The 10,872-nt window shown below is 72.1% G+C and carries 13 protein-coding genes and 1 pseudogene; 9 read left to right on the top strand and 5 right to left on the bottom strand.

The features are described from left to right. Window positions 1-232: 232 nt before the first annotated feature. Window positions 233-703: a hypothetical protein gene (locus tag ACFWR9_RS37700; RefSeq protein WP_383850713.1), complete on the bottom strand. Its 471-nt coding sequence runs from the start codon at window positions 701-703 to the stop codon at window positions 233-235. 310 nt (window positions 704-1,013) lie between these two features. Here ACFWR9_RS37700 and ACFWR9_RS37695 point away from each other — a divergent pair, with 310 nt between their 5' ends. The 4 genes from ACFWR9_RS37695 to ACFWR9_RS37680 all read left to right on the top strand — a co-directional run bounded on the left by ACFWR9_RS37695 (window position 1,014) and on the right by ACFWR9_RS37680 (window position 3,564). Further along, complete coding sequence (locus ACFWR9_RS37695; protein WP_383850711.1) at window positions 1,014-1,889, top strand: helix-turn-helix domain-containing protein; 876 nt, start codon at window positions 1,014-1,016, stop codon at window positions 1,887-1,889. Then, complete coding sequence (locus tag ACFWR9_RS37690; protein ID WP_383850708.1) at window positions 1,890-2,138, top strand: DUF397 domain-containing protein; 249 nt, start codon at window positions 1,890-1,892, stop codon at window positions 2,136-2,138. A 70-nt stretch (window positions 2,139-2,208) separates the two neighbouring features. Further along, window positions 2,209-3,024: an SAM-dependent methyltransferase gene (locus tag ACFWR9_RS37685; RefSeq protein ID WP_383850705.1), complete on the top strand. Its 816-nt coding sequence runs from the start codon at window positions 2,209-2,211 to the stop codon at window positions 3,022-3,024. A gap of 90 nt (window positions 3,025-3,114) precedes the next feature. After that, complete coding sequence (locus tag ACFWR9_RS37680; RefSeq protein ID WP_383850702.1) at window positions 3,115-3,564, top strand: glycoside hydrolase family 9 protein; 450 nt, start codon at window positions 3,115-3,117, stop codon at window positions 3,562-3,564. Window positions 3,565-3,581: 17 nt separating this feature from the next. Here ACFWR9_RS37680 and ACFWR9_RS37675 read toward each other — a convergent pair whose 3' ends face one another. Beyond that, window positions 3,582-4,154 carry a TetR/AcrR family transcriptional regulator gene (locus tag ACFWR9_RS37675; protein ID WP_383850699.1) on the bottom strand — a complete coding sequence of 191 codons (573 nt, stop codon included), beginning with the start codon at window positions 4,152-4,154 and terminating at the stop codon, window positions 3,582-3,584. 77 nt (window positions 4,155-4,231) lie between these two features. Continuing rightward, window positions 4,232-4,612: a MerR family transcriptional regulator gene (locus tag ACFWR9_RS37670; RefSeq protein WP_383850697.1), complete on the bottom strand. Its 381-nt coding sequence runs from the start codon at window positions 4,610-4,612 to the stop codon at window positions 4,232-4,234. 122 nt (window positions 4,613-4,734) lie between these two features. Here ACFWR9_RS37670 and ACFWR9_RS37665 point away from each other — a divergent pair, with 122 nt between their 5' ends. The 5 genes and pseudogenes from ACFWR9_RS37665 to ACFWR9_RS37645 all read left to right on the top strand — a co-directional run. Then, window positions 4,735-5,808 (top strand): alkene reductase, encoded by a 1,074-nt coding sequence (locus tag ACFWR9_RS37665; protein ID WP_383850695.1) that lies wholly within the window; start codon window positions 4,735-4,737, stop codon window positions 5,806-5,808. A gap of 116 nt (window positions 5,809-5,924) precedes the next feature. Next, window positions 5,925-6,626, top strand: a complete 702-nt coding sequence (locus ACFWR9_RS37660; protein WP_383850692.1) for a hypothetical protein — start codon at window positions 5,925-5,927, stop codon at window positions 6,624-6,626. Window positions 6,627-6,843: 217 nt separating this feature from the next. Next, window positions 6,844-7,512, top strand: a complete 669-nt coding sequence (locus ACFWR9_RS37655; RefSeq protein WP_383850690.1) for a sigma-70 family RNA polymerase sigma factor — start codon at window positions 6,844-6,846, stop codon at window positions 7,510-7,512. 69 nt (window positions 7,513-7,581) lie between these two features. Then, complete coding sequence (locus tag ACFWR9_RS37650; protein WP_383850688.1) at window positions 7,582-8,907, top strand: phosphatase PAP2 family protein; 1,326 nt, start codon at window positions 7,582-7,584, stop codon at window positions 8,905-8,907. A gap of 171 nt (window positions 8,908-9,078) precedes the next feature. Continuing rightward, a pseudogene (locus tag ACFWR9_RS37645) lies at window positions 9,079-9,310 on the top strand (FAD-binding protein); the annotation flags it as partial. A gap of 52 nt (window positions 9,311-9,362) precedes the next feature. Here the strand turns inward: ACFWR9_RS37645 and ACFWR9_RS37640 are convergent. Continuing rightward, window positions 9,363-9,641, bottom strand: a complete 279-nt coding sequence (locus tag ACFWR9_RS37640; protein WP_383850685.1) for a hypothetical protein — start codon at window positions 9,639-9,641, stop codon at window positions 9,363-9,365. Beyond that, the gene (locus ACFWR9_RS37635) at window positions 9,634-10,410 is read right to left on the bottom strand and encodes a hypothetical protein (RefSeq protein ID WP_383850684.1); all 777 of its coding nucleotides are present in this window, start codon (window positions 10,408-10,410) and stop codon (window positions 9,634-9,636) included. Before ACFWR9_RS37635 ends, ACFWR9_RS37640 begins: the two co-directional genes overlap by 8 nt. Between the last annotated feature and the right edge of the window lie 462 nt (window positions 10,411-10,872).

The following is a 10,872-nucleotide window of genomic DNA, read 5'->3' as shown; positions in this document are numbered from 1 at the left end:
GTGGGGGGCGCGGTGGGTAGCGGGGGCCTCTCCCCGGGGGGGGGGGGGGGGGGGGCGCCCCCCCCCCGCGGCCGTAGGGAGTACGAGACCTCTCCCGTACTCCCTACGTGCACGCGGGGCGATCGACTCAACGCCGTCCCCGACCGGTGGAACCGCCGGCCGTCAGCCGTCGGGATCGCCCGGCCAGTAGCCGCCGACCGATCTTCATCCGGGCCTCGAACCACCAGGTTCTTCAGGGGGTCAGGGACCAGCGCGGCGTCACCCCGGTGAGCCGGCAGACGAGGAAGTACAGCGGTATGGGCGCGGTGTACGGCGAGTCGCCGTCGGGGCCGTGGACCATGCGCGGACCCGCCGGCCGGGTCTCCGCCCGCGCGCGGGTCCAGGAAGGGTCGCCGCTCACGTAGAGGGCGCTGTGCGGCCACGCGACCCCGATGTCGGAGCCCGACGGAACGATCCACCACCAGCGCCCCTGGTCGGCGAACACGCAGCCCGCGCGGGGAAGGCGGGCCAGGATGCGCTCGCCGTGGTCCGGCGAGGTACCCACCGCGTCGTGACCGAGGCCGGTACGCACTCCGGCGGGCAGGGTCAGCGGGGCCGGGCCGGAGAGGTGTCGCTGGGGTGGACGGACGGTGCCGGACTGGCGTGCGTGGTCACGGGCGAGGGCCGTGGACGGACGTGGATCACGGGTGTGCTGCAGGTCCATGGGGGGTGTCCTTTGGCCGGGCGGGGAGCGCGGTCTGCCGACGCGCACAACCGGCGGATCACCAGGAGAACGTTGTCATGCGAGACCGTCCCAGGGGGTGGGGGATGCGTCTTCGACAGGACGGTCCTGGAACTCGGTTGACGTGAGGAAACAGGGGGCGGTGGAACCACTGTGTCATCCGTCCGCAACCGTCCGCAACCGGCAAGTTGAAAATTGCAGTTGAGTGGATGCATGCTCCTCGGACGGGGACGGCCGTCGTGGCAGACTGCGCACCCGAGGCCGGGCGCGCAGCCACGAAGAAGGAGATGGTGTGACCTCGGAGACAGATTGGGGCGGTGCCCCCTCCGTGCTGCGCATGATCCTCGGCAGGCAGTTGGAGGAGTTGCGCACCCGGGCCGGTCTGTCCTTCGAACAGGCCGCCGAATCGATCGGGGTGAGCCACTCCACGATCCGGCGCATGGAGGCGGCGAAGGTGGCCCGCCTGCGGCTGCCGGACGTGGAGAAACTGCTCGAGTTCTACGGCGTCCGCGACCAGCAGGAGATCGACACCTTCCTGAAGTCGGCCCGCGAGGCGAACAATCGGGGCTGGTGGCACACCTACCGCGACGTCATGCCGGACTGGTTCGCCGCCTACCTCAGTCTGGAGCAGGCGGCCCTGCACATCCGCGCCTACGAGCCCGAGTTCGTGCACGGTCTGCTCCAGACCCCGGCCTACGCGCGGGCCCTGCTGAGCGCCGGCAATCCGCACGCCTCCTCCGTCGCCACCGAGCGACGGGTCGCACTGCGTATGCGGCGCCAGGAGATCCTCACCCGTCCCGCTCCGCCCCGGCTGTGGGTCGTCATGGACGAAACGGTCCTGCGCTGGCCCGTCGGCGGCTCCGAGGTGATGCGGGAGCAGGTGGACCACCTGATCGAGGTGGGCCGGCTGCCCAACGTCACGCTGCAGATCATGCCGTTCGCCCAGGGCCCGCACCCCGCGATGCGGGCCGGCGCGTTCCATGTGTTCCGCTTCCGGGCTCCCGAACTCCCCGACATCGTCTACCTCAGCGGCCTCGTGGGCGCCGTCTACCTGGACAAGGGCGACGACGTGGTGGTCTACCGCGAGGCGCTGGACCGCCTGGGCGCCCAGTCCGTGCCGGCCCGAAGCACCGAGGAACTCCTCGGCGCGCTACGCAAGGAGCTCTGAATGGACCACCACCCACAGCACTCCGCCGGCTCCGGGACGCCGTCTTTGGAACCGGGCCCGTACGAGTGGGCCAAGCCGTGGAGCGACGACGCGGGCGGCGCCTGCGTCGAGGCGCGGAGGCTGGGCGACGGACGGATCGCGTTGCGTCAGTCCTCGGACCCGGACGGCCCCGCGCTCGTCTTCACGCCCCACGAGATGACGAGTTTCCTGGACGGTGTGAAGGCGGGACAGGCCGACTTCCTCTACTGAACAGGCCGGTTGCCGTAGGTTCCACCGAGAGATCACTGGTACCGCACGACCCGATGGAGAGGGGCGAACGTTGTCCGACAGCGGATGGCCGGCCGACCGGATCGACACCGAGCACGCGCACTCGGCCCGGATCTACGACTACATCCTGGGAGGCAAGGACTACTACCCCGCCGACCGGGAGGCGGGTGACGCGATGGCCGCGGAGTGGCCCGCGCTGCCCGTGCACATGCGCGCCAACCGGGACTGGATGAACCGCGCGGTGCGCTGGCTGGCGGAGGAGGCGGGCATACGCCAGTTCCTCGACATCGGCACCGGCATCCCGACCTCCCCCAACCTGCACGAGATCGCGCAGTCGGTGGCGCCCGAGTCGCGCGTGGTCTACGTGGACAACGACCCGATCGTCCTCACCTTGTCCCAGGGGCTGCTGTCCAGCACGCCCGAGGGCCGGACGACGTACATCGAGGCGGACTTCCAGCATCCGGAGGACGTCCTCGAATCCGCCGAGTTCCGCAAGACGCTGGACCTGGGCAGGCCGGTCGCGCTCACCGTGATCGCGATCGTGCACTTCGTCCTCGACGAGGACGACGCGGTCGGTATCGTCCGCCGCCTCCTGGAGCCCCTGCCGCCGGGCAGCTACCTGGCGATGACCATCGGCACCGCCGAGTTCGCGCCGGACGAGGTCGGCCGGGTCGCGCGGGAGTACGCGGCCCGCGACATGCCGATGCGGCTGCGCACCATCGACGAGGCGCACGAGTTCTTCGAGGGCCTGGACCTGGTCGAACCCGGCATCGTCCAGGTCCACAAGTGGCACCCGGACGGCGCGGGGGAGCAGGGCATCCGCGACGAGGACATCGCGATGTACGGCGCGGTGGCCCGCAAGCCGTAACGGCACGCGGCGGCGGGACGGGTTCGGAGGCGTCCGGCAGGAGGCGGCAATGCGCAGCCTGCCGGACGCGAACTCCCGTCCCACCGCCAGGTGCCCGGACTGGAGGCGGGCAGGAAGCGGGCCGCCGGGGACCCCTTCCGATCCGGCGTGGTGCCCGGTGAGTTCGACGCCGCGCCGCGCACCTTCGGGCTGCTCGCGACCGCCGAGCTGTACGCCCGCGTCACGGGTGACCACCGGTACGACGACTTCGCCGCCGGGCAACTGGCCTGGGTATTCGGGGCCAACGCCTGGGGCACAGGCTTCGTCGTGGGCGCCGGCGACCTCTGTCCGTACTGCCCCCACCACCAGGTGGCCAACCTGGCCATGAGCCACACGGGCCGGGGAGACATCCTGCGCGGAGCCGTCGTCAACGGGCCGAACGACGCCGGCCTCCTGAGCGACCGGGACGCCGTCGACGCGGCACGCCCCTGCGCCTACGCGCCGGACGACTTCACCTCGACGGCGCTGTACGCGCTCTCCCTCGCCGTCGGGCGGACCTGAGGCGGGCGCGGGTGGGTTCAGGAGGCGGTCGGCCAGGTGCGCAGCAGGGTGTCCAGCGCGTTGAGGATCTCCGTCCAGCTCTCCTGCGCGTCGGGTGCGCTGTGGCTGAACCCCCCGGCGGTCTCCAGGCCGACGTATCCGCTGAAGACGCTGCCCAGCAGGCGTACGGCGTGCGTCTGCTGCGGTTCGGCCAGGTCGTACCCGCGCAGGACGGCCCGCGACATCTGGGCGTGCCGCGCACCGGCACTGGACGCCGCCGCCTCCGGGTCGAGGCGGAACTGCGCGGCGGCGAAACGGCCCGGGTGCCGGAGGGCGTAGTCGCGGTAGGCGTTGGCGAAAGCGGTCAGCGCGTCCTTGCCGGCCCGGCCGGCCACCGCCTCGGAGACCAGGTCGGCCAGCTCTTCGAGAGCGAACAGCGCGATGCCGGTCTTGAGGTCGTGGGCGTTCTTCACGTGCGAGTAGAGGCTCGCCGTGCGGACACCGAACCGCCGGGCCAGCTCCGTGGGTGTGGTGTGCTCGAACCCGATCTCGTCGGCCAGCTCGGCCCCCGCCCTGACCAGGGTCTCCGTCGTCAGTCCTGCCCGCGCCACACTCGTCCTCCACGTCACCTGCCGAGCAACCGTAGAAGATTATGTGTGTGCCTAACGTGATTAGGCAACCTGGGGGGTCAGTGGTGCGTCGCCGCCGCCCAGCGGGTCTCCCGGTACTCTCGCGCCCCGGCCATCAGCGCGTTGAGCGCGTCCCGGGTGCTCATGAGGTCCGCGATGTGCTCGGACAGCCGGTCGCGCTCCTGCGCCATGCGCTCCAGGGCGGCGTCCGAGTTGTCCTCGCTGGGCGCGTCGACGCACGGCAGCAGTTCGGCGATGGTGCGGCTGGACAGCCCCGCGGCGTAGAGCCGCTGGAGGAACCTGACCCGCTCGACCTCGTGGTCCGTGTAGTGGCGCTGGCCGCTCGGGCTGCGGGTGCTGGTCAGCAGCCCCTGGTCCTCGTAGTAGCGGACGGACCGGACGCTGACCCCGGCCCGTGACGCCAGCTCCCCGATGCGCATGCCGTACTCCCCACTCCCCACTGTGACCCGCGACACAGACCCTTGCCTCTGACGTCAGTGTCAGGTTTTAGCGTAGCGCCTGAGCCCGACATCCGGGCCCCGCGCGACCAAGGAGTTCCGACGTGACGTCCCTCTTCGACAGCTACCCGCTCGGTGAACTGACCCTGCCCAACCGGATGGTGATGGCCCCGATGACGCGGGTCCGTGCCGCGGCGGGCGGGTTGGCCACGCCGTCGATGGCGACGTACTACGCCCAGCGGGCCTCGGCCGGACTGATCGTCTCCGAAGGCGTGCAGCCGAGCCTGGTCGGACAGTCCAACCCGGGTACGCCCGGGCTGTACACCGACGAGCAGGTGGCCGCGTGGCGCCCGGTGACCGACGCCCTGCACGCCAACGGCGGACGGATCTTCGCCCAGATCATGCACGGGGGACGCGTCTCGCACCCGGAGACCACGGGCGTGCGCCCCGTCGGACCCTCGGCCGTGCCCGCCGTCGGAAAGGTGTTCACCCCGACCGGTCCCCAGGCGGCGCCGACTCCGCGCGCCCTGGAGACCAACGAGGTGCCCGAACACGCCCTCTCCTACGCCGATGCCGCCCGCCGCGCGGTCGACGCCGGCTTCGACGGGGTCGAACTGCACGGCGCCAACGGCTACCTCATCTCGCAGTTCCTCTCCTCCAACGCGAACCTCCGCACCGACCGCTACGGAGGCTCGGTGGCCAACCGCATCCGCTTCGCCGTCGAAGCGGTGTCCGCGACCGTCGAGGGCGTGGGCGCCCACCGGACCGGTATCCGGCTCTCCCCGGCCGGGACGTTCTGGGGCGTCGAGGAGACCGACGTCCCCGAGCTCTACGCCGAGCTGCTGACCGAGCTGGCGCGCCTCGGCCTCGCCTACGTCCACGTCGAGGCCACCGCCGAGGAGGAGGTGCTGGTCGGTCTGCGCCGCGCCTGGCCGGGCACGCTCATCATGAACCCGGTGCTGCCGATGGGGCCGAAGCAGGCCGGGCGGGACGAGGCCGACCACTGGCTGGGGCTCGGTGCGGAACTCATCAGCTTCGGCCGCGGGTTCATCGCCAACCCCGACCTGGTCGAGCGGCTGCGTACCGGGCTCCCGGTCGCCCCGGTGGACGAGGACACGTACTACCAGGGCGGCGACGCCGGTTACCTGACCTACCCGTCCTACCAGCACACCGCCTGACGGCCGCCCGCATGCCGGTGTGTGATGTGAATCACTCACCGGCGGGCGGTTGCCGGGCGGGGAAGTCTCGTATCCCTCTCATGACGGCGGAGCTGCGAATGCGAGGATGAGCCGCCATGACTGCTGGGTGGTGCTGCCGCACGACGCGGGCCGCGGTGTTCGCGGCCGTCTGCGTGCTGCTCGCCACCCTCGGGCACGTCCTGATGTCGGACACCTCCGTGCCCTGGTGGGCCCTCGTCACCGCGGTCACGGTGACCGGCGGCGCGGGATGGTGCCTGGCCGGCCGGGAGCGCGGGGTCCTCCTCGTCTCGTCCGTCGTGGTGGTCGCCCAGACGGCACTGCACGAGTGGTTCTCCTACGCCCAGCGGCTCACGGCGCCGCCCGCGTCCCCGATGCCCATGAGCGGCGGCGCGTCTGCTCCCGACCACACGGCCGCCATGGCTCACCTGGGCCATGCCATGCATCCCGCCGCGCACGGCGGCTCCACCGCGGGGCCGACCATGACCATGGACTCGATGACCGGCTTCGGCCAGGTCATGGAAGCGATGTCCTCGTCGGGCATGCTGGCCGCCCATCTGCTGGCCGCGTTGCTGAGCGGCCTGTGGCTGGCGTACGGCGAGCGCGCGGTCTTCCGCATCCTGCGGGCCGTCGCCGGATGGCTGGCCGCCCCGCTGCGCCGGCTCCCCCCGCCCCCGGCCCCACCCCCCGGCCCGCGTCTCGCCCCGCGGGGGGGGGGCGCCCCCCACCGGCCGCCACGGCTGTTCCTCGTTCACGCGATCACTTCTCGGGGTCCGCCCGCGGGAACCGCTGTCGTCTGAGACAGCCGGTCCCCCGACCGTGCCGGGCGTTCCCCGCCGGGCCGGGCCGGGCGTCGGACGTACACCGCCCGTCGGGTACGTCCGCCACTCCCACCCCGTCACCGGGCCTCGCCGCGCACCGTGCGCCGCCGGGTCCGGAAGCCGGACGTCCGCGCACGCGGTGACCGCATGCCGCGCGTCGTGTGCCGGAGATCCGGGCTCACGAGAAGGACAGCATGTGATCAGTCCTGCCCCCTCCGCCGTCCACGACCGGACGGCACGCGCCGCGAGAGCACGTCAGGAGCGGACGTCCGCCGACGAGTCGGCGACGGTCTGGGCGCTGGCGGCCCGCGGCGGCGATCCGCGGGCCGTGGAGAACCTCGTCCGCGCCCTCCAGCGGGACGTCCGCCGCTTCGTCACCCACCTCGGCGCCGACCCCCAGTCCGCCGACGACCTCGCCCAGGACACCTTCCTGCGGGCGCTCGGCAGCCTGCACCGCTTCGAGGGCCGCTCCTCCGCCCGTACCTGGCTGCTGGCCATCGCCCGCCGCGCGGTGATCGACAGTTACCGGCACGCGTCCGCCCGGCCCCGGCTGCTGGCCACCGACGACTGGGAGACCGCCGCCGAGTGTGCCCAGGAACACGGTCTGCCGGGATTCGACGACGGTATCGCCCTCGCGGGACTGCTTGACGCGCTGCCGCACGACCGGCGCGAGGCGTTCGTCCTGACCCAACTCGTCGGTGTCTCCTACGCCGAGGCCGCCGAAATCGTCGGCTGCCCGGTCGGCACGGTCCGCTCCCGGGTGGCCCGCGCCCGCGAGGCGCTGATCCGGTCCCTCGGCGAGGCCGAGCGCACCGGCCCGCCGGACGCACAACGGGCGATCAGGTCCCGCACAGCCTGCCGTTAGCATGTTCGAGCTCGTGACGATCGCCATGAGTGACCCGTTTGTCCGACCTCTAGCAATCAGGCCAAATAATTGAAAGCCATACCGACACGAATATCCGCGCGAACGACGCTCTGGGGCGCGGCGGGTGTGGCGACCCTCGGGTTCCTCATCGCGCTGGAGTTCGCCGCGCGCCACTACGGCGAGCCGGGGCCGATCACCCAGCAGGCCCGCGAGGTGGTCTTCGCCCCGGATTCGGGGCCGCTGCTGTACGCGGGGCTCGCCCTGACGATGGTGGTGCTCACCTGGCGGCAGCGGTTCGTCGCGGCCGGTGTGGCGATCGGCGTCGACCTCGTCCTGTGGCCGGTGCGCTGGGCGGTCGGCGCGGACATGAACTTCGGCAACGGCGCGCTGTGGGTGGTCCTGGGCTGTGCGGTCGTCGCCGTCACGCGCCGTGCCGGCCGGGAACGGGCGCTGCTGCTGAAGGGTGTCGGTCTTGGGCTGCTGCTGGTGGCCGGGCACAAGACGGGGGACACCTGGCTGCTCATCACGTCGGAGACCCGCCCTGCGGTGCTCGACCCCTACTTGGCGACCGCCGACCACGCGCTCGGCGATCCCTCCTGGCTGGTCGGCCGGCTGGTGAACGCCACCTCGCCGGTCGGCGACGGCATCCTCCACGTCGTCTACGGCCAGCTCCCACTGGCGGCGGCCCTGGTCGGCCTCTACCAACTGCGCCATGTGGCGGTCGAGCGCCGCTTCCCGAGCCACCATCTGGTGCGCACCTTCCTCGTCATCGGCCTGCTCGGGCCCGCCGTCTACATGATCTTCCCGGTCGTCGGGCCCGTGTACGCCTACGGTGCCGAGGGCGGACAGTGGGCGGTGGCCAACCTGTGGCCGGACACCCTGCCGTCGATCGGTGCCCCGCACGCGGTGCCGTTCGACGAGATCACCCCGCGCAACTGCATGCCCAGTCTGCACACGGCGTGGGCGACGACGCTCTTCGTCCACTCGCGCAAGGGATCGCGCCCGATGCGGTACGCCGGGACCTTCTGGCTGGTCGCGACCCTCACCGCGACGCTGGGCTTCGGCTACCACTACGGCGTGGACCTCATCGCCGGCGTGGTGTTCGCGCTCACCGTCGAGGCGGCGATGCGCGCGTTCGCCCGCGGCTGGGACCGGTCGGCCGTCCGGCTGGTCGCCCACGGAGTGACGGTGTTCGCGGTGCTGCTGGTCTCGTACCGCGTGCTCCCGGAGGAGATGGCCGCGTACCCGTGGGTGGCCGGACCGCTTCTCCTCCTCGCGATGGCCTCCGTGGTGGTCGGCTACCTGCGGACCACCAGGGCGTGGGAGCCGAAGCCCGAGCGTGTGCGGCAACCGGAGCCGCCGAGGCCGGCTGAGCCGCAGCCCGAACTCGTCTGAGACGGTGAGGCCCCTGTAGGGGCCAACGGGCTTGCGGAGCAAGGCTGTTCACGAAAAGGACACAGCACTCCGGTCGTCGTACACCCGCTGGGCTACCGTCGGTAACACCCTGTCGGCGCAGGAGTGACTCCCGTGTCCCTCCGCCCTGCGTACACCGTCGGAAGGCAGCCCATGCAGAACACACCAGCACCTGCCGGGATCACTCGCCGGGGCGCCCTGACGGTGACCGGGGGAGTGCTCGCGGCGGCGACACTGGCCCCAGACGATGCCCGCCTTCGCGGCCGAGGGGCAGGAGGCGGACGCGATCGTGGTCGGGCACGGTCTCGCGGGGCTGGTGGCCACGGCCGAACTCGCCGCGGCGGGCCGCAAGGTACTGCTCCTCGACCAGGAACCCGAGGCGAGCCCGGACGCGCCGCGGCAGCCGCGACGGCGACCTGAGAGACGGCCGCCCCTCGCTACTCGAAGCAGTGGCCCTGCCGGAGGTCGTCGATCAGTCCCGGCCCGACCGGCCGCCACCCGAGCAGTTCGCGGGTCAGGGTGCTGGAGGCCGCCCGGCTGGCCGCCAACGGGCCGGCCGGCCGGCCGAAGTGGGCCGCCAGGTCCTCGGCCGGGACCGACATCAGGCGCGTCGAGTCGCGGCGGTGCGCGGCGGACCAGTGGTTGGTCCCGTCGCCGATGTATCCGGAGACGCCCTTCTCTCGTGCGACGCGGATCAGGGCCACGATGTCAGTCACTGTCATCGCTCGCCCGGGGGCGCATCAGCCGGAGGTCCTCGCCCCACGCGTCCAGCACCGCCGCGTGGCCGGCCGCGCGCACCGCGGTCTCCACCCGGCCGAACAGTTCCCGCTGTACGTCCGCGTCACCGGTCTCCGCGACGCGCGCGACAGTGGACAGCAGCTCTCGCGTGTCCCATCCCGGGAGCGGGAAGCGTTCCAGTTCCCACGCCAGGTACTTGTTGTAGGGGCGCGGACGGCGGTCGAGGGCGAACAGCAGCTCCAACAGGAAGCCGGCACTGTCACCCGCGTCGAGGCGCGCGGCGAGCGGATGCCCGTCCCGGGCGTTCTTGACCGACCGGTAGAGCGAGTTCGCGTAGGCGTCCAGCCGGGCGGCCGCCACCCGCGACGCCTCTGCGGCGTCGAGCCACCCCTTCGCGGCCACCATCTCGGCGATGCCCCCGTCCAGCCGGTCGAGCACGACCCGGGACCGGGCCAGGGCATAGCGCTCGAATCCGCCGAGCCGGCGGAACTCCGCGACCGTCACCACGACGAGATCCAGCTCGGCGGAGCGGAAGCCGTCGAGACCGGCGAGACCGGCGGGACCGGCGGGACCGGCGAGGCCGGTGTGCGCCGAGTCGGCCAGCACGACGTACAGGTCGTGGTCGGAGTGGCGGGTGGCCATGCCGTCGTGGGCGTGGGATCCCTTGAGGACGAGTCCGACCACATCGGGGTCGGCGGTGGCGCGGGCGACGAACGCCGCATAAGTCATGGGGTGTTGTGCGGACATGGGCCGGTCTCCAGACAGCTCTACGGGGGGGCATGCCGAGCCACCCTCGAAGTCCTGCCGACCCGAGGGCGGTGAATCCGTTCACGACGGCCGTGACCGTCGCCCCGCAGATCAACGCACGTCCGGCACCCTAGCGGCCGATCGCCGCGTCCGGCAACGCGTTTGTCCGCCGCAGGAGACACATGACAGATGTCATGCGGACCGGTGGCGGATGGCACTGCCCCGGCCCCTCGGACGCCCACAGGCTGGAGGCACGGACATCGCGGTGCGTCGGGCGACTTGGGGCCCGTGGACACCGGCCCCCGCGCCGCCCGTCCCCCCGCGGAGGTACCAGTGAAGCAGCACCGCCCGGTCGTCCACGTCGCGTCCTCGGTCGTCATCGCGCTCGCCCTGGCAGACCCGAGTTGGCGCCCGTCCCCGAGCTGTACATGCTCGGGGCGCGGGACGACTGACCCAACGGGG

The sequence above is a fragment of the Streptomyces sp. NPDC058534 genome (assembly GCF_042717365.1).
Classification (GTDB): Bacteria; Actinomycetota; Actinomycetes; order Streptomycetales; family Streptomycetaceae; genus Streptomyces.
Note: the sequence above shows the minus strand (reverse complement) of the source record. Positions and strands in the feature narration are given on the sequence as shown.

Coding starts and splice junctions, on each gene's coding strand:
- ACFWR9_RS37660 (WP_383850692.1), top strand. CDS start 5,925: ATGACTGCTGGGTGGTGCTGCCGCACGACGCGGGCCGCGGTGTTCGCG.
- ACFWR9_RS37700 (WP_383850713.1), bottom strand. CDS start 703: ATGGACCTGCAGCACACCCGTGATCCACGTCCGTCCACGGCCCTCGCC.
- ACFWR9_RS37635 (WP_383850684.1), bottom strand. CDS start 10,410: ATGTCCGCACAACACCCCATGACTTATGCGGCGTTCGTCGCCCGCGCC.
- ACFWR9_RS37690 (WP_383850708.1), top strand. CDS start 1,890: ATGGACCACCACCCACAGCACTCCGCCGGCTCCGGGACGCCGTCTTTG.
- ACFWR9_RS37670 (WP_383850697.1), bottom strand. CDS start 4,612: ATGCGCATCGGGGAGCTGGCGTCACGGGCCGGGGTCAGCGTCCGGTCC.